Source organism: Tepidiforma sp. (genome assembly GCF_034432735.1).
GTDB lineage: Bacteria > Chloroflexota > Dehalococcoidia > Tepidiformales > Tepidiformaceae > Tepidiforma.
This window is the reverse complement of sequence record NZ_DAOUBJ010000041.1, coordinates 18454-36148: the sequence shown is the minus strand read 5'-3', so window position 1 is coordinate 36148 and position 17695 is coordinate 18454. Positions and strand designations below refer to the sequence as shown.

17 protein-coding genes are annotated in these 17695 nt (G+C 68.4%); 6 read left to right on the top strand and 11 right to left on the bottom strand.

The features are described from left to right. A partial coding sequence (locus VAE53_RS04320; RefSeq protein ID WP_322818137.1) for a TVP38/TMEM64 family protein occupies window positions 1–810 on the top strand: 810 nt, incomplete at its 5' end. A 10-nt stretch (window positions 811–820) separates the two neighbouring features. Here VAE53_RS04320 and coaBC read toward each other — a convergent pair. Further along, window positions 821–2044: a bifunctional phosphopantothenoylcysteine decarboxylase/phosphopantothenate--cysteine ligase CoaBC gene (gene coaBC, locus VAE53_RS04315; RefSeq protein WP_322818136.1), complete on the bottom strand. Its 1224-nt coding sequence runs from the start codon at window positions 2042–2044 to the stop codon at window positions 821–823. A 25-nt stretch (window positions 2045–2069) separates the two neighbouring features. Then, entirely contained in the window at window positions 2070–2843 is a 774-nt protein-coding gene (locus VAE53_RS04310; protein ID WP_322818135.1) for a type III pantothenate kinase, read from the bottom strand. A 156-nt stretch (window positions 2844–2999) separates the two neighbouring features. On the opposite strand from VAE53_RS04310, the gene VAE53_RS04305 reads away from it, so the two are divergent. Then, on the top strand, window positions 3000–3542 hold the full coding sequence (locus VAE53_RS04305) for a ferritin (RefSeq protein WP_322818134.1): 543 nt from the start codon (window positions 3000–3002) through the stop codon (window positions 3540–3542). A gap of 73 nt (window positions 3543–3615) precedes the next feature. On the opposite strand, the gene VAE53_RS04300 is transcribed toward VAE53_RS04305, so the two are convergent. From VAE53_RS04300 to VAE53_RS04275, 6 genes are all read right to left on the bottom strand, one after another. Further along, window positions 3616–4533 carry a DUF4328 domain-containing protein gene (locus tag VAE53_RS04300; protein WP_322818133.1) on the bottom strand — a complete coding sequence of 306 codons (918 nt, stop codon included), beginning with the start codon at window positions 4531–4533 and terminating at the stop codon, window positions 3616–3618. 137 nt (window positions 4534–4670) lie between these two features. Continuing rightward, window positions 4671–5615: a cysteine synthase family protein gene (locus VAE53_RS04295; RefSeq protein ID WP_322818132.1), complete on the bottom strand. Its 945-nt coding sequence runs from the start codon at window positions 5613–5615 to the stop codon at window positions 4671–4673. A 10-nt stretch (window positions 5616–5625) separates the two neighbouring features. Next, window positions 5626–5922, bottom strand: a complete 297-nt coding sequence (locus tag VAE53_RS04290) for a MoaD/ThiS family protein (protein ID WP_322818131.1) — start codon at window positions 5920–5922, stop codon at window positions 5626–5628. A gap of 35 nt (window positions 5923–5957) precedes the next feature. Beyond that, on the bottom strand, window positions 5958–7064 hold the full coding sequence (moeB, locus tag VAE53_RS04285; RefSeq protein WP_322818130.1) for a molybdopterin-synthase adenylyltransferase MoeB: 1107 nt from the start codon (window positions 7062–7064) through the stop codon (window positions 5958–5960). 89 nt (window positions 7065–7153) lie between these two features. After that, entirely contained in the window at window positions 7154–8089 is a 936-nt protein-coding gene (gene cysK / locus VAE53_RS04280; RefSeq protein WP_322818129.1) for a cysteine synthase A, read from the bottom strand. Further along, window positions 8086–8523 carry an Rrf2 family transcriptional regulator gene (locus VAE53_RS04275; protein ID WP_322818128.1) on the bottom strand — a complete coding sequence of 146 codons (438 nt, stop codon included), beginning with the start codon at window positions 8521–8523 and terminating at the stop codon, window positions 8086–8088. The genes cysK and VAE53_RS04275 overlap by 4 nt, the downstream gene beginning before the upstream one ends. Window positions 8524–8630: 107 nt before the next feature. Here VAE53_RS04275 and VAE53_RS04270 point away from each other — a divergent pair, with 107 nt between their 5' ends. After that, on the top strand, window positions 8631–9773 hold the full coding sequence (locus VAE53_RS04270) for a pentapeptide repeat-containing protein (RefSeq protein WP_322818127.1): 1143 nt from the start codon (window positions 8631–8633) through the stop codon (window positions 9771–9773). Here VAE53_RS04270 and VAE53_RS04265 read toward each other — a convergent pair. Together VAE53_RS04265 and VAE53_RS04260 are read right to left on the bottom strand one after the other, a co-directional pair. Further along, window positions 9770–11140 carry a vWA domain-containing protein gene (locus VAE53_RS04265; protein ID WP_322818126.1) on the bottom strand — a complete coding sequence of 457 codons (1371 nt, stop codon included), beginning with the start codon at window positions 11138–11140 and terminating at the stop codon, window positions 9770–9772. The genes VAE53_RS04270 and VAE53_RS04265 overlap by 4 nt on opposite strands. Beyond that, complete coding sequence (locus tag VAE53_RS04260) at window positions 11133–12449, bottom strand: AAA family ATPase (RefSeq protein ID WP_322818125.1); 1317 nt, start codon at window positions 12447–12449, stop codon at window positions 11133–11135. Before VAE53_RS04260 ends, VAE53_RS04265 begins: the two co-directional genes overlap by 8 nt. Window positions 12450–12604: 155 nt before the next feature. Here VAE53_RS04260 and VAE53_RS04255 point away from each other — a divergent pair, with 155 nt between their 5' ends. From VAE53_RS04255 to VAE53_RS04245, 3 genes are all read left to right on the top strand, one after another. Further along, window positions 12605–13846, top strand: coding sequence for an acyl-CoA dehydrogenase family protein (locus VAE53_RS04255; protein WP_322818124.1), 1242 nt, complete (start codon window positions 12605–12607; stop codon window positions 13844–13846). 160 nt (window positions 13847–14006) lie between these two features. After that, window positions 14007–14777, top strand: coding sequence for an NAD-dependent deacylase (locus VAE53_RS04250; protein WP_322818123.1), 771 nt, complete (start codon window positions 14007–14009; stop codon window positions 14775–14777). 60 nt (window positions 14778–14837) lie between these two features. Further along, the gene (locus VAE53_RS04245) at window positions 14838–16064 is read left to right on the top strand and encodes a serine hydrolase domain-containing protein (protein WP_322818122.1); all 1227 of its coding nucleotides are present in this window, start codon (window positions 14838–14840) and stop codon (window positions 16062–16064) included. Window positions 16065–16127: 63 nt separating this feature from the next. Here VAE53_RS04245 and VAE53_RS04240 read toward each other — a convergent pair whose 3' ends face one another. After that, a complete protein-coding gene (locus VAE53_RS04240) occupies window positions 16128–17687 on the bottom strand; it encodes a phosphatase PAP2 family protein (protein ID WP_322818121.1) in 1560 nt (519 codons plus the stop codon). Between the last annotated feature and the right edge of the window lie 8 nt (window positions 17688–17695).

Below are 17695 nucleotides of genomic sequence, written 5' to 3'. Positions count from 1 at the left end.
GGGCTGGGGCTGGTGGTGGCGTATGTGACGTGGGGGGAGCTGGGCGATTTGCTCGGTGCCAATCGGCAGGCGGGGCCGTTGCCGCCGGGCACGCCGCTCCTGGCGGACCCGAAGTTCCGGCGGCGGGTGCTCGGGGTGCTGGCCTTGGGCGGGGCGAGTGGCGTGGTGCTGCTGGGGCTGCTGACGGGCGATATCGATGTGGAGGCGGTGCGTGCGTGGATTCGGGACCTTGGGCCGTGGGGGCCGGTGCTGCTGATTCTGGTGCTGGCCTTGGCGATGGTGGTGGCGCCCATCCCGAACCCGCCGTTCATGATCGCGGCGGGGATCGCCTGGGGTACGGTCTGGGGTGTGGTCTATTCGGTACTGGGGCAGCTGTTGGGCTCGGTGGTGATCTTTGCGATTTCGCGGAGGTTCGGTCGGCGGTTCATTCCGCGGCTCATCGGAAGGGAGGGGGCCGAACGGGTGGATCGCCTGGCGAAGGAGATGGGGCCGCATTTGGTGTTCTGGTGGCGGATGATGCCAGTTTCGTTCGATTTCGCGGCCTATGCGGCGGGGCTCACGGGGATGTCGTTCCGGTTGTTCACGACGCTGGTGTTTTTCGGTTCGATCGTGCCGACGACGGTGGTGGTGGCGTTCGGCGATTCGTTCGGGAAGTCGTGGGAGGCACAGGCGGTGTCGGCGGGGCTGATTGCGGTGGCGCTGGCGGTGCCGGCGACGGTGTTCTACCTGCGCTATCGCAGGCAGCTCCCACCGCCGCGGGAGTGGCTGGGGCGGATGCTGAGCGCGGGCGACCCGACGCCCGGGGCCTAGGCGGCGAACGTCAGGATTGGGGTTGGAGCCGCTCTCGGACGCGGTCGAGGATGAGGTGGGCGACGGCGTATTTGGAGAGGAGGGGGAACTCTTCGACGCGGCCATCGTCGTGAAAGATGACGACTTGGTTGGTCTCGGTGCCGAACCCGGATCCGGGGGCGCTGACGTCGTTGGCGACGATGAAGTGGAGGCGCTTGGCGGGGAGCTTTTGGCGGGCGTAGTCGGCGAGGTTGCGGGTTTCGGCTGCGAATCCGACGCGTACGCCTCCACCGGGGAGGCTGGCGATGATGTCGGGATTCTGGGCGAGCTCGATGGTGAGGGATGATTGGTCGGGGGCTTTTTTGATTTTGTGGTCGGCGGGGTGGGCGGGGCGGAAGTCGGCGGGGGCGGCGGCCATGATGATGGCGTCGGAGTCGGCGGTGGCCTGTTCGAGGGCGACGAGCATCTCGGCGACGGTCTGGATGTCGACGCGCTGGATGCCCCAGGGGGTTTCGAGGGCGACGGGGCCGGCGACGAGGGTGACGAAGGCGCCGCGGTCGCGGGCGGCCTCGGCGATGGCGAAGCCCATGCGGCCGCTGGAGCGGTTGCCGATGAAGCGGACGGGGTCGAGGGGTTCGTGGGTGCCGCCGGCGGAGACGACGATGTGCCGGCCGCGCAGGTCGCCGGTCCGCTGGCCGAGGAGCTGGCGGAGGGCGCCAATGATCTGGGGTACTTCGGCGAGGCGGCCGGCTCCGGTGCGGCCGCTGGCGAGGCGCCCCTCCATGGGGCCGACGAACGCGACGCCCCGCTCGCGGAGGGTGAGGACGTTCTCTTGGGTGGCGGGATGTTCCCACATGTGGTTGTCCATGGCGGGAGCGAGGAGGATGGGGGCGCGGGTTGCGAGGGCGGTGAGGGCGACCATGTCGCCGGCGAGGCCGTGGGCGAGGCTCGCGAGGCAATCGGCGGTTGCGGGGGCGATGACCATGGCATCGGCGCGGCGGGCGACTTCGACGTGGGCTTCGGCTTCGGCGGCTTGGAACATGTCGACGATGACATCGCGGCCGGTGAGGGAGCGGAAGGTGAGGGGGGAGATGAATTGGGCCGCGGCGGGGGTCATGACGACTTCGACGGCGGCGCCGGCCTGGCGGAGTTTGCTGGCGAGATCGGCGGCTTTGTAGCAGGAGATGGATCCGGTGACGCCGAGGACGATGTGGAGGTCTTGGAGGGGAAGGTCGCGAGGGGTGAACGCGGGCATGGGGGAGGCCCTTCTTTTCGGTCGGTCAGTCGCGGTCGGTGTTGAGTTCGTAGATGAGGCGAAGGCCGATGAGGGTGAGGTCGCCGTTGACGATGTCGATGCAGTCGGTTTCGGCTGCGACGAGGGAGGCGAGGCCACCGGTGGCGACGACGGGCGGGTTACCGCCGAGCTCCTGTTTGAAGCGGGCGACGAGGCCTTCGACGAGGCCGACGTAGCCGAAGAGGATGCCGGACTGCATGGCGTGGACGGTGTTCTTGCCGATGGCTGCGGGCGGGCGTTCGAGCTGGACGCGGTAGAGCATGGCGGCGCGGGAGAAGAGGGCTTCGGAGGCGATGCCGATGCCGGGGGCGATGGCGCCACCGAGGTAATCGCCCTGCTCGTTGACGGCATCGAAGACGGTGGCGGTGCCGAAGTCGACGATGATGACGGGGGTGCCGTAGAGGCGGCTGGCGGCGACGGCGTCGATGATGCGGTCGGCGCCGAGCTGGCGCGGATTGTCGTAGAGGATGCGGACGCCGGTGCGGAGGCCGTGACCGACGAGGAGGGGTTCGACCCGGAAGTATTTGCGGCAGACCTGCTCGAAGGTGGGGATGAGCGGGGGGACGTCGCAGCCGATGATGCAGGCGGTGATGCTGGCGGGGTCGATGTCGCTGTATTCGAGGAGGGAGAGGATGAGGACGCCGTATTCGTCGGGGAGTTTTTCGCGTTCGACGCCGATACGCCAGGTATCGACGAGGCGGTCAGCATCCCAAAGGCCGATGTGGATGGAGGTGTTGCCGATGTCGAAGGCGAGGAGCATGCGCGGGGGAACCATCCTGGCTTCGGGCCTTGCGGTCGGTCCCGGTGCCAGGGGCAGGATAGCGGATCGTGGGGTAGGGGGTAAGCGCGGGGCGCACCGAGGGGTCGGGGGTGGGGTAGACTCGGAGATGGCCGGATTCGGCTTTGGAGGTTTGCGATGCAGCTTTCGGAATCGCTGACGCGGGCGTACAACGCGCAGATCAAGCTGGAGTTCGAGTCGTCGTTCGTGTATTTGCAGATGGGGGCGGATTTCGAGCTCCGGAGTTTTCCGGGGTTCAGCCACTGGATGCGGCTCCAATCGGCGGAGGAGCACGTGCACGCGATGAAGTTCATCAATTTCGTGCTGGAGCGGGGCGGGAAGCTGGAATTGCTGGCGCTGGACAAGCCGGCGCCGACGCCGGCGACGGTGGTGGAGGCGTTCGAGGCGGCGCTACGGCACGAGCAACGGGTGACGAAGGCGATCCACGACTTGTACGCGCTGGCGCTGGAGGAGCGGGACTACGCTTCGCTGCCGCTCTTGCAGTGGTTCGTGAACGAGCAGACGGAGGAGGAGGCGACGGTTTCGACGATTCTGGAGCGGCTGCGGATGGTGGGCGAGGACCGGACGGGGCTTTTGTTCTTGGACCGCGAGCTTGGCCAACGCGCGGGAGGGCGGGGTGCGGCGGGGGATGGCGGCGGGGAGGAGGACGGCGCCGGCTGAACGTGCGGGGGCGTGGAGATGGCGGCCCGGCAGCCGTTGGCTGCCGGGCCGCTGGCGTTCGGGGGATTCGGGGTCAGTACTGGACGGGGCGGAAGGGGGCTGGAGGGAGGTGAGAGCTGGGGGAGAGGTTTGGCAGGTACTGCCGGGCGTACGTGTCTTGGCGGGAGGTGAGGGCCTGGACGACGAAGATGAGGAGCAGGTTGGCGAGGGCCCAGAGCCAGCCACCGGCGACTTGGAGGTACGGTGCTGGGGCGGCTTCGGGATCGAGGGTGGGCACGCCGTTGAGCCATACGACGCTGCCGATGAAATTGAGCATCCAGCAGATGGCGTGGATCGTGGGCGCTGGCCAGCCTTCCCACTTCCAACCGATCGGGGGGACGAGGTCGGGCCTGGTGGCGCGCCATGCCTGATTCCAGATTCGGATCGGGTACCAGAGCGACAGGATGGGGATGAACCATGCGGCGATTGCCCAGCCGGTACCGAATCGAAGGTCGGCTTGGAACGGGAGGAGGTTGCCGGTGATGCGCCGGGTCCAAACGATGAGCAGGGGGTATTGGAGGAGGGTGGCGAACACCCCGACCAAGGAGATTGCGATGCCGATGACGATGGGATCGGTGTCGTCGACGACGAGGCCGATGAACGCGAAGGTCGCGCCGAGGCCGACAGTGAGCGCTATCAGGACGGCGAAACCGGAGATGCTGCCCGCCAGCCCGGAGGCTGAGCGGTAGGTCCAACCGGTGCCGATGGCCGATCCGGCCAGGGGCGGGTGGTGGACGGAGGGTGGCCGGGTGGGTGTGGGATATGGCGAAGGGGGAGGGGCGTGGAGGGCCTGCGCGGGCCGCGACGCGAACGGCACGCTGGAGACGGGCCGGGAGCCGCTGGCTGGGGGTGGGGGCGGCGGTTCGGTCGTCTGGCCGCGGAGCGGCAGGCCGCATTTCCAGCAGAAGGCTGCCGACTCGGCGGACCAGCTGGTGCAGCTGGGGCAGTACACGTGGGTCCTCCTCCGTGGATGGGGTCGTCCGGGCGGTGGAGGGGACGGCGGTGGCCCCGGGGCGCCCGGTGCGGTGGGTTCCAAGGGGGAGGGTAGGTGGCGGCGGCGTCAGCCGAGGTCGCGTGCGCGCGGGGCAGCTACCACCAGATTTTGCTTTCGATGTCTTCGGGAAGGTCTTCCCAGTCGGTGGTCCAGAGGTTGGAAGAGAGGTATTTCCAGCCGCCGTCGGCGAGGAGGCAGACGATGTGCTGTTCGCCTTGGAGGCGTTCGGCGGCTTTGAGGGCGGCTTTGACGACGGCGCCGCAACTGATGCCAACGAAGAGGCCTTCTCTTTGGGTGAGTTCTTTGGCCATGGCGAAGCTGGAGCGGCTATCGACGACGATTTTGCCGTCGAGGACGGTTTCGTCGAAGACGGGCGGGATGAAGCCTTCTTCGAGGGCGCGGAGGCCTTGGACGAGGTCGCCGGGGTGTGGTGCGGCGGCGATGATCTTGACGCCGGGCTTGTGTTCTTTGAGGTAGCGGCCGGTGCCGGTGAGGGTGCCACCGGTGCCGAGGCCGGCGACGAAGACGGTGACTTCGGGGAGGTCGCGGAGGATTTCGGGGCCGGTGGTTTCGTAGTGGGCGCGGGGGTTGGCTTCGTTGGCGTATTGGTAGGGGAAGTAGTACTTGCCGGGGTTGGCTTCGACGATCTCTTTGGCTTTGGCGATGGCGCCGTTGGAGCCGAGTTCGCCGGGGCTGTAGATGATCTCGGCGCCGTAGGCGCGGAGGAGGAAGGTGCGTTCTTCGCTGACGCTTTCGGGCATGACGCAGACGACGCGGTAGCCTTTGACGCGGCCGATCATGGCGAGGCCGATGCCGGTGTTCCCGGAGGTGGGCTCGAGGATGGTGTCGCCGGGTCGGAGCTCGCCGCGGGCTTCGGCGGCTTCGATCATGTACTTGGCGATGCGGTCTTTGACGGAGCCGGTGGGGTTTTGGCCTTCGAGTTTGGCGTAGAGGTGGATGCCGGGCCGCGGCGAGATGGAGCGCATCTCGACGAGGGGGGTGTTGCCGATGAGTTCGAGGATGGAGTGGTAGAGCGCCATGGCGCGGGTGTCACTGGCCGCCGGCTAGGGCGGGCAGGATATCGAGGATGTCGCCAGCCTCGAGGGGGGTGTCGATGCCGCCGGTGTACCGGATGTCTTCGTCGTTGAGGTAGATGTTGACGAAGCGGTGGGGTTTGCCGTCGGGGCCGTAGACCTGGGCTTTGAAGCCGGGGTAGCGGGTTTCGATGTCGTCGAAGACTTCGGCGACGGTTCGGCCGGAGGCTTCGATGGTCTTTTGCCCGCCGGTGAGCTTTTGGAGGACGGCGGTGAGGCGGACGCTGACGGTGGGGGTAGCGGTGCTGGTCATGGGTGGCTCGGGCTTCTCCGTGGTGGGATGCTGGGCTAGCCGCCGAAGGGGGCGGCGGCGTGGGGGATGGGCGCGCCGCAGAAGGCTTCGTAGTCGATGAGTTCGTGGATGGTGGGGTTGTCGCCGCAGAGGGGGCAGTCGGGGTCGCGCCGGACTTTGACGATGCGGAATTCGAGGGAAAGGGCATCGTAGAGGAGGAGCCGGTTGACGAGGGGTTCGCCGATCTCGAGGATGAGTTTGAGGACTTCGGTGGCCTGGATGCTGCCGATGGTGGCGCACATGGCGCCGAGGACGCCGGCTTCGGCGCAGGAGGGCACCATGCCGGGCGGTGGCGGTGCGGGGTAGAGGCAGCGGTAGCAGCCTTTCCCGGGGAGGTAGGTGGTGGCCTGTCCGTCGAACATGAGGATGGAGCCATCGACGAGGGGCTTTCGGAGGAGGTAGCAGGCGTCGTTGACGAGGTAACGGGTGGCGAAGTTATCGGCGCCGTTCACGACGATGTCGTATTGGCCGATGATCTCCATGGCGTTGTCGCTGGTGATCGGTGCCTCGTGGGTGACGACCTGGATGTTGGGGTTGTGGGCGAGGAGGGTTTCGCGGGCGGACTGGACTTTGGGTTTTCCGATGTCGTCGGTTTGGTGGAGGATTTGGCGCTGGAGGTTGGAGCGATCGACGACGTCGAAGTCGACGATGCCGATGGTGCCGACGCCGGCGAGGGCGAGGTAGAGGGCGACGGGGGAGCCGAGGCCGCCGGCGCCGATGATGAGGACTTTGGATTCGATGATTTTGCGCTGTCCGGCGCTCCCGACCTGGGGCATGATGATGTGGCGGCTGTAGCGCTCGACCATTTCGGGGGTGAGTGCGGTGGGGGCGCCGCCGGCGAGGGCGGGGATGACGGCGACTTCGTCGCCTTCGTGGAGCTCGGTGGCTTCGCCGGCGAGGTTTTCGATTTCGACTTGGTTGACGTAGATGTTGATGTGGCGGGCGCGCTGACCGGTGGAATCGACGAGCTGGGCGCGGAAGCCGGGGAACTGGCGGTCGAGGTCGTCGATGATGTCGCTGATGGTGACGCCAGTTGCCCGGACGCTGGCGCGGTTGCCGACGAGGCGGCGGAACGGGGTGGGGATGTAGACGTTGACTGACACGGGGGTCCTCCTTCGGCGCTGGTCAGCTGAACTATGGTTGCACATCGCAACTCTCTCTGCGGTGGGTGCGATTGGGGGTTTCCGACGGGCTACATGTTGACGCTGAGGTAGCGTTCTCCAGTGTCGCAGATGACGGTGACGACCGTCTTGCCGGCGCCGAGGCGTTCGGCGATTTTGCGGGCGGCGAAGACGTTGGCGCCGGCGGAGATGCCGGCGAGGATGCCTTCTTCGCGGGCGAGCCGTTTGGACCATTGGATGGCGTCTTTGTCTTCGACGCGGATGATTTCGTCGTAGACGGTGCGGTCGAGGACGCCGGGGACGAAGCTGGCGCCGATCCCCTGGATGGCGTGCATGCCGGCGCGGCCGCCGGAGAGGACGGGGGAGCGGGCGGGCTCGACGGCGACGATGCGGACGCGATCGCCGAGTTCGTTGCGAAGGATGTGGCCGACGCCGGTGATGGTGCCGCCGGTGCCGACGCCGGCGACGAAGGCATCGATCTGGCCACCGGTGGCGTGGAGGATTTCGCGGGCGGTGGTGCGTTCGTGGACGGCGGGGTTGGCGGGGTTTTCGAACTGCTGGGGCATGAAGTAATCGGGGTGTTCGCGGCAGAGTTCTTGGGCGGCGAAGACGGCGCCGGTCATGCCTTCGATGGCGGGGGTGAGGACGAGCTCGGCGCCGTAGCGTTCGAGGAGGCGGCGGCGCTCGATGGACATGTCTTCGGGCATGGTGAGGATGAGGCGGTAGCCTTTGACGGCGGCGACGAGGGCGAGGCCGATGCCGGTGTTGCCAGAGGTGGGCTCGACGATGGTGGCACCGGGTTGGAGGCGGCCGCTCCGTTCGGCTTCTTCGATCATGGCGAGGGCGATGCGGTCTTTGACGCTGCCGCCGGGGTTGAGGCTCTCCATTTTGCCGAGGACGGCGGCGGCGTCCTGGGGGATGACCCGCTTGAGGCGGACGAGGGGTGTGCCCCCGATGAGGTCGAGGACGGAATCGGCGACGAGGGGGCGGCTGCTATGGACGGTCATATGACCCATCTCCCGGCGACGGCGGTGGGCTCGCGTTCGAGCAAGTCGGCGATGGTGTAGGAGGAGAGGATCTCCTCGGTGGCGTGGCGGATGCGCTCCCAGATTTCGCGCTGGCCGCATCGATGGGGGTGGTCGGTCATCTCGGGGGGCTCGTCGAGCCAGGAGACGGGGGAGAGGCTGCCTTCGAGGGCTTCGACGACTTCTTTGACGGTGATCTGGTCGGGCGGGCGGACGAGTTCGTGGCCGCCGGCCGGGCCGCGCAGGCTGCGGATGAAGCCGGCTTTCCGGAGGGTGGCGAGGAGTTGGTCAAGGTACTGTTCGGGGATGTGGCGGCGAAGGGCGATCTCCGATGATTGGAGGGGGCCGCCCCCGTAGTTCGCGGCGAGCTCGATGAGGGCGCGAAGGCCGTAGTCGCCGCGGGTGGAAACGAGCATGCGGGGCCCCTTGGGAAAAGTAGAGTAACTCGCTCAACAATGGTACGCGGCCGAACGGGGCCATGCAAGGAGTCTCCGCTCCGCGGGTGGCGTGGGATACTAGCGGGGTGGGTCCGGCGCGCGATTACTATGCGGAGTTGGAGGTTTCGGCCTCGGCATCGTTCGAGGAGGTGCGGGCTGCCTACCGGCGGCTGGCACGGGAGCACCACCCGGATGTGAACTCGTCGGCGGAGGCGGCGGTGCGGATGCGCCGCATCAACGAGGCGTGGGAGGTGCTGCGCGACCCGGTGCGGCGGGCGGAGTACGACCGCTCGCGTCCGGCAGGGGCGGCGCGGGCGTTTTCTGGGGCGCGGGCGGGGCGGGCTGCTGCGGGGAGCGGGCGGCCACGGGCGCGCCCTGGGGCGGCGGGGCGCCCGGCGCAACGGCCGCGGCCAGCCGATCCGCCGCCACAGGATGGCCGGCCGGGGGAGCCGGGGGCGGCGCCGCGCATCGACGGGTCGTTCGATTGGTACGAGTTCCTCGGCGTTCCGGCGGGGGCATCGCGCGAGGCGATCCGGCGGGCGATCGCGGATCTGGCGGACGAGCTGCTGGCGAAGGATGTTTCGGGGGAGCGGCTGACGCGCCAACGTCAGCGCCTCCGCGAGGCGTGGTCGATCTTGGGTGACGATCGGCTGCGGGCGGCCTACGACCGGGCGCGGGCGGAGCACCTGCGCGTGGCGGGGGAGCGGGACGGCGGGGATGGCCGGCCGGCCTCGGCGGCTGGGCGGGTACCGGCTGGCTTCCGGAGCGGGCCGCTGGCGGTGGGCGGAGTGGTGCTGGGGGCGGGCGCGAGCGCGCCGGGCGCCGATTTGCGGGGGGTGGACCTCCGCGGCCTCGACCTTGCGGGGTGCGACCTGCGAGGTGCGCTGCTCCAGGGGGCGAATCTGGAGGCGGCCTCGCTGCGGCGGGCGAAGCTCCTGGGTGCGCGGTTGGATGGGGCGAATTTGCGCTGGGCGGATCTCTCGCATGCGCAGTGCGAGGGCGCCAGTTTGCGCCAGGCGGACCTGACGGAGGCGGCGCTGGCGTCGACGGTCTTGGTGCGGGCGAACCTCACGGGCGCGGTGCTGGAGCGGGCAGTGGGCCCGGGGGTGAATTTCGAGTTCGCGGATTTGTCGCGCGCGGATTTTACGGGGGCGCTGGTTACTCCGGCGCTGATCGCGCGGGGGCGGCTGGCGGGGACGGTCTTCCCGGATGGGAGTTTGCGGGGCTAGCGACGGGCCCGGAAGAGGACGGTGCCGGCGTAGGCGGCCTGGCGGCGCGTCGGGGCGGGGCGGCGGAGGGCCCGAATGGGATGGAGGAGGGCGGCGAGCCAGCGGCAAAGGATGTGCAGTGGGGAGGGCGTGCCGCCGAATCCGGGCGCCCCTCTGGCGGCGCCGACGGGCCGCTTACCTTCGCCGGCGGCCGCTTCGGCCATCCGCTCGTAGGCGCGGAGGAGTGCGTTTCGCTTTTCGAGGCGGTCGGTGGCTGCGGCGCCGCGTTGGGTGGCGTCGATGTCGCGGGCGAGTCGCCCGTCTTGCTGGAGGAGCCAGCGCTCGCGCGCTGTCCCGGGGAGGGCGAGGCGGGTGGTTTCGATTTCGGTGAAGGTGGCGCTGGCTTGGCGGACCTGCTCGAAGCTGGCGACGTAGTTCTTGGCCATGGGGCCGCCTTTGAGGTGGATGGTGTGGAGGCGGACCCAACGCGGGATGGAGGGGATGGCGTAGGACTCGACGTCGGAGATGAGGAGGAGCTCGGTCGGTGAAGGGGCGAATCCGGTGCGGTCGCGCCCGATGGCGTCGAGTTCGCCGATGTCGCCGATGGCGGTGGCGAGGGCGATGCGGATATCGGTCGAGCCGTCGGGCGTGACCTGGAGGATGCGTTTGGCGAGGGGAGGGAAGTCGGCGGGGGTGGTGCAGTCGGTCCGCGGGTGGATGCGGTTGGCGAAGGTGCGAAAGCTGATGCGGGCGCGTTCTTCGCAGGCGGTGAGGAGGTAGGCGAGGACGAGCGCTTTGGCGAAGAGGAGTTTGTTGGCCTCGCGCATGGAGTTGGAGACATCGAGGAGGACGTAGACGCGCTGGCGGGGCCGGGCCCCGGGCGGTGGTTTGGGGACGCGCTCGAGCCGTACCTCGTCGTAGTCTTCTTCGGCGGGGCCGGGGTCGACGTGGTAGAGGGCGTTGATGTCGCCGGAGACGAGGCGGAATTCGAAGATGGCGGGGTCGAGGTCGCGGAGGAGGAGGTCGGGCATGGTAATCTGTGGCAGGTCTTCGAGGTGGCGGAGGGGCTGGATGCGGGTGTCGGGCTGGACGGGGTAGACGATGCGATGTTTCCGTTCGCGGTGTTCGACGAGGTGGTACTCGGGGCGCTGGGCCTGGAGGAGGCGCTGGATTTCGGGGGCGAGATCGACTCCGGGGAGGGGGATGCCTTCACGCAGGGTACGGGCGATGTTGAGGATCCGGAGCCATTCGGGGGGAAGGGCATCGACGGTTTCGCCGACGAGGTCGAGGATGCTCCACGAACGGTAGAGGGCTTCGAGGTCGGCCTGGACGGCGGCTGCGCGGGCGGCGGGGGAGGCGCCGGCGAGGTCGGGATAGAGGTCAGGCATCGGCGTACTCCTCGACTTCTTCGAGGATTTCTTCGCGGAGGGCGTTGACGCGGGGGTTGGTGATGGTTCGCCCGCGGAGGGCTTCGAGGAAGGTTTCGATGGTGACGTCGTGCCAGCTGGTTTTCCCGATGAGGGCGAGCACGAAGCGGATGAGGCCGCGGTGGGCGGGTTGGGCTTCGATGGGGATGCCGTGGAGGTAGAGGTGGAAGGATTGGGCGATGGCGGTGAGCTCGCGGACGGTTTCGAGGTCGGCTTCGGTGTAGCCGGCGAGGGTGGATTGGAGGGCTTCGGCGAAGATGTCCTGTCCTGGGTCGTGGAGGGCGCGGTCGTTGCCGGGGATGATGGTGAGAACGAAGCGAAGGGCGGCGAGGTCGGAGCGGTCGACGGTGTCGCGGTGGTGCAGGAGGGCGGAGGCGTTGAGGACGTCGCGGCAGGCGGCCTTGGTGCGCGGCGAAACGTAGCCGTCGGTGGTGGGCCGGGTGATGCCGGCGGCCTGGGTGCGAGCGGCGTGGCGGGTGACGTAGGCGTCGATGACTTCGTTCTTGAGGAAGAGGATGTCGTGGGGGGCTTCGATCCGGCGCTCGGGGTGTTCGCCGAGGACGATGGCGGAGAGTTCGCGCAGGGTTTCGAGGGGGATGCGGTGCTCGGGGGGCTGGGCGCGGCCGTGGTGGCGGGCGTAGGCGAGGTCGATGAGGATGTCGTTGAGGGTATCGCCGGCTGGGTCGATGGAGGCTTTGAACATGAAGCGATCGAGTATGGGCTCGGCGATGGCGGAGAATTTGAGGTGGTTGGTCATGGCGAGGGCGGTGTGCAGGCGGGCGTCTTCTTGTTGTTCGCCTTGCTGGAAGCGGCGCTCGTTGAGGATGCCGAGGATCGCTTCGAGGACGACGTCGTTGGCGTTCATGAATTCGTCGAGATAGGCGAAATCGGCGGTGACGAGCGAGTGGGCGGTGTTGTGCCAGAGGCGGCCTTCGTGGAATTGTTTGAGGTCGAGGCCGCCGAGGATGGTTTCGAGGCGGGTGCCCTGGCTGAACTGGGCTTTGAAGACGTCGCCTTCGAACTGGCTGAAGACGCTGTCGCCGTAGAGGGATTTGCCGGTGCCGGCGCGGGAGATGAGGAGCTGGTGGCGGCGGGTGAGGAGGGCGAGGGCGGTCTGCTGGAGGAGCTGGAGCCGGCCGGGGAGCGCTTCGGAGACGTGGAGGAGGGCGCCTTTGAGGGCTTCGACGGCGCGGGGCACGTCGAGAATTTCGCCGCGGTAGGTGTAGGGGCGGCCATCGGCGGGGACGAGCAGGCTCGAGGGGTCGCGCATGGGCGTCTCGCGGCGTGCGGGTGTTCTTGGCGCATACGATACACCAGATAGGTGGCTTCTATCGTTTCCGGACGGTTTCGGCGGGTGTCGCTGACTGCAGGATTGGGTATGCTTCTGGCAGTCTTTCGTGAAAAGCGAAATATCAGGTGAGTCCAATGGAAGCGTGGGAAGTGGAGCTCATCGGGAGGGTGCGTGAGCTGGCGCGCGGGCCGTGGCAGGAGCGAGCGGCGATGTACGACCGGGAGGGGAGGTTCCCACGGGAGAACATCGAGGAGTTGCTCGCGTTGCGGGTGCCATCGATGGCGCTGGGGCCGGAGTTGGGTGGGCTGGGGATCAGCGCCGAGGGGCAGATGCGTGTGATGGAGGAGGTGGCGTACGGGGATGGTTCGACGGCGGTGGCGCTGAACATGCACGTGCTGGTGGCGAGCTTCCTGGAATCGATGCCGCCGTTCGAGCGCCGCAACCGGGTGCTCGCGGACATTGGTCGCAACGGTGCGCTGATCTGCGGGCCGGGGTCGATCCCGACGGGGCAGCTGGACAACCGACAGGCGGGATTCCGTTTCCGCGACGAGGGGGAGTGGGTGGTGGTGAACGGCCGGGCCGGATTCGCGAGTATGAGCGAGGGGGCGAAGTACGCGCTCATCGGCGGGCTCCTGGAGAAGCCGGAGGGCCAGGAACCGGACGTGGTGATTTCGATTCCGGAGCTGGCGACGCCGGGGATCTGCGTGCTGGGCAACTGGGATGCGATGGGGCTGCGGGGTACGGCGAGCCACGACATCGTGGCGGAGGAGGCCCGGCTGCCGAAGTCGGAGGTGCTGATCATCCCGGCGGCGATGTTGCGGATGGTGTTGGAGGCGCAGGCGAAGGTGGTGAATGTGCAGAGCCAGATGCGGGCACGGGGGGCGCTCGGCATCCTGGCGATTTGGCTGGGGCTGGCCCAGGCGGCGTTCGACTTCACGGTGGCCTACGTGAAGGAGCGGCACGGCTACCTGGCGGGCCCGATGGTGGCGCTCGGAGCGACGCAGCCGGGATATCGGGCCGACCAGCCGTGGGCGCAGTTCGCTATCGGCGAGATGGATTACTGGCTGGAGACGGGCCGCACGGTGCTCTACGAGGCGGTGCGCCGGCTGGAGACGCCGTTCGATTCGGCGCAGGCCTTCACGCGCTATCTGGTCCGGGTGGTCTACCACTTGCGGCGGATGAGCGAGGAGGTCGCGGCGGGAGCGATGCGGGTCTGCGGGGCGCATGCTTACGTGCGGGCGCGGCCGCTGGAGCGGATCTTCCGCGACATGGTGGGCGGGAACGTGATGGCGTGGAAGACGGACGAGTTGCAGCACTCGCTCGGGCTGGCCGCGCTCGGGCGGGAGATTACGTTCGTGGGGCCTGCCGGTACCTGAACCGGGCGGGCGCCCCCTGGGCGGGCGCTCCGTGCTGACAGCCGGCCCCCGGGCTGCGCAGCACGGAGCACGGGGCTGTTCGGTGGGTGGCGGGCGAGGGGGCGGCGGGCCAGAATCGACGATGCGCTGGGCATCCGAGGCCCGGCAGAGGAGGGTGGAAATGCCTGCGGAGGTCGATGGGCGGATCCGGCAGGTGGCCGAGTGGCTGCGCGAGAGCGCCGCGACGGTGGTGCTGACGGGCGCTGGAATCAGCACGGAATCGGGGATTCCGGATTTTCGGGGTCCGAATGGGCTCTGGACGAGGAATCCGGGCGCCGAGAAGGCGGCGACGCTCCAGAACTATCTGGCCGACCGCGAGCTGCGGATTCGCACCTGGCGGGGCCGCGCCGAAGGTGGGCTTTGGACGGATGCGGAGCCGAACGCCGGGCACTTCGCGCTGGCCGAGCTGGAGCGGAAGGGGAAGCTGGAGCTGCTCGTCACCCAGAACATCGATAGCCTCCACCTGAAGGCCGGGAATTCGCTCGGGCGAATGGTCGAGATTCACGGCAATCTCCGGGAGTATGTCTGCATGGGCTGTGGCGAGCGAGGCCCGATCGAGCGGGTGCTGGAGCGGGTCCGCGCGGGCGAAGACGACCCGCCCTGCCGGCGGTGCGGCGGTATCCTGAAATCGGCGACGATCTCGTTCGGGCAGAATCTGGTGGCGGAGGATTACGCCCGCTCGGAGCGGGCGGCGGCGCGGTGCGAGCTGTTCCTGGCGATCGGCACGTCGCTGACGGTCTACCCGGTTGCGTATCTGCCCGAAGTGGCGCTTCGCAATGGCGCGCGACTGGTGATTATCAACGCGCAGGAGACGCCCTACGACGAGCTGGCGCATGCGGTCATCCGGGAGCCGATCGGCGAGGTGTTGCCGGCGATCGTGGCGCTGGTGTAGGCGACGGACGGCGGGGCGGTCTGGTAGGCTCCCGGCGGAACCTATCGCAGGGGATGCAGGATGGCCGTACTGGAAACTTCGTCGCCGACGGACCTTGGGCTCGATCCGACTCGGCTGGGCTACCTGGATGAGCACCTCCGCCGGTACGTTGATTCGGGCCGGCTCGCTGGGACGCTGGTGCTCGTGGGACGCGGGGGCGAGATCGGCCACTTGGCAGCGTATGGGCTTGCCGACCGCGAGCGGAACGTGCCGATGCGCGCGGACACGATCTTCCGCATTTATTCGATGACGAAGCCGCTGACCTCGATCGCGCTGATGCAGCTCTACGAGCGGGGACTGGTGCAGCTGGACGACCCGGTCGAGAAGTTCATTCCGGAGTGGGCGAATCTCCGGGTGTATGTGATGGGGAGCGGGCCGACGCTCGTGACGAAGCCGGCGAGCCGACCGATGACGGTGCGCGATCTCCTGACGCATCAGAGCGGGCTCACCTACGGGTTCCTGGAGCGGACGAATGTGGATGCGATGTACCGCGAGCGGAAGATCGGGACGGTGGAGCTGAACGGGACGTTACGGGGGATGGTGGAGGCGCTGGCGGAGCTGCCGCTGGAGTTTTCGCCAGGGGAGCACTGGAACTATTCGGTCTCGACGGACGTGTGTGGCTATTTGGTGGAGGTGATCAGCGGGGAACGGTTCGACCGCTACTTGGCTCGGAACGTGATCGAGCCGCTGGGGATGCGCGACACGGCATTCTGGGTGCCGCCGGAGAAGGCGGAGCGGTTCGCGGCCTGCTACGGCGCGGGGCCGCGAGGGATCCGGCTCATCGACGACCCGGCGGAGAGCGCCTATCTGCGCGAGCCGACGTTCTTCTCGGGTGGCGGTGGGTTGGTCTCGACGATCGGCGACTATTTCCGGTTCTGCTCGGCGCTGTCGAACGATGGGGAGCTCGATGGGGTGCGCATCATCGGCCGGAAGACGCTCGAGTTGATGACGGAGAACCACTTGCCGGATGGCAAGGACTTGGCGAGCCATGCGCTGGGGCGCTGGGCGGAGACGACGTTCGCGGGGATTGGCTTCGGGCTTGGCTTTTCGGTGACGCTCGACCCGGCGAAGGCGCAGATTTCGGGCACGCCGGGCGAGTATTCGTGGGGCGGGGCCGCGAGCACGACGTTCTGGGTCGATCCGATGGAGGATCTGGTGGTGATTTTCATGACGCAGTTGATGCCCTCGAACGCCTACAACATTCGGCGCGAGCTGCGGGCGATCGTCTATTCGGCGCTGACGGGGTAGGGGGCGGGGCAGTGGCGCCGGAGGACTGACGTCGCGAAGGCGACGGCGGGTGAGATGGGCGCCTCACGGGCGCGGGGGCATGGGCCCGGATTGGAGGGCGAGGGCGACGCGTCGCTCCTGCCACCAGAGGAGGGCGGCGATGGCGATGGCACCGGCGGAGTCGCTGACGAGGTCGTTGAAGGTATCCCAACGGCCTTGGGTGCGGGTGGTCTGGAAGACGACGTCGCCGAGGTATTCGTAGACCTCCCAGCCGATGCCGGCGGCGATGCCGATCGCGACGGCGAGGAAGAAACGGTCACGCGGGGGCCTTGTGGACCTGGTGCGCAGGGCAACGGCGCGGAGGATCTCCCAGGCGGCGGCGGTGAAGGCGGCGGTGCCCATGAAGTGGGTGAGTTTGTCGTATTCGTCGATGCGGGCGTAGAGGTCGCCGTCGGTGCCGAGGACGTCGGCCCAGGTGCAGATGACGGCGATGCCGTGGGTGTACCAGCTGAGGCCGCCCTCGCGGGCGAAGAGGCCTTCGGCGAGGAGGAGGAGGAGCAAGGTCGCGCCGACCTGGAAAAAGAGGTAGCCCCAGAAGTCGGTGAATCCGGGGTTCACGACCCGCGCGAGGCCGAGGTAGATGAAGAGGCCACCGAGCGAGAGGGCGCTGAATCGGCCGCGGGGGTCGCGGCAGGCGACAGAGGGGAGCGACCGAGCGGCGGCGGCGAGTTCGCGGGCGAAGCGGAGCAGGGGAGCGGAATGCTGCGAGGCCACGGCCGGGCCGATGGAGACGACAGCGCCGACGAGGCCATCGAACCAGTAGTGGTTGCCGGTGACGATGACGACGAGGAGCATGCCGAGGCCGGGCCCGACCATGACGAGCCGCCGCTGCCAGCCTCGGAGCGGGAGGGCGAAAATCCAGCCGGTGAGCGCGATCCAGCCCACATGGAGGCTCGGGATGGCGGCGTATTCGTTGGCGAAGTGGTGCGGGTTGCCGGCGCTGATGACGGTGTCGTCGATGCCGAGGGCCGGGATGAGGCGAGGCGGCGCGACGGGAAAGAGGGCGATGAGCGGGAGGGCGATGGCTGCCGAGGCGCCGAGGGCGTTGCGATAGAGGCGGTAGCGGGGCGGGTCGGCGACGACGAGCCAGAGGAGGGCGCCGATGACGACGGCGAGAAAGGCGTGGGAGTAGAGGAGGTTCCAGGCATCGACGACGGGCGAGGGGCCAGTCAGAAGCTGCTGGATGTCGCGTTCGCGGAAGAGGCCGAAGGCGCGTTCGAGATCGACGATGCGTTCAGCGTTGCGGATGGCGGGAGCGGGCTCGGATACGACGGCGAAGCGGCCCGCCTCGTAGGCGAGGTAGCCGGCGAGGACGATGGCGACCTCGCGGGCGAACCGGCCTGGGGGAATGGTTCGGCCGGCGTGCAGGTGGAGCAGGCCGACGGCGGCGATGGCGAGGGGGATGGCGGGGTGGCCGATTTGGATGAAGCTGCCGAGGGTGCCAGCGGTGGCGAGGAGGCCGGTCGGGGCTCCGCCGATGCGGGTCCAGGCGGCGGCGGTCACAGCGACGGCGAGGAGCAGCGCCACCGCTTCGAGCGGGTGGGATGGGAGATGGAAGGCCAGGGCATCGAACATGCGCTGCATGGCCCCCT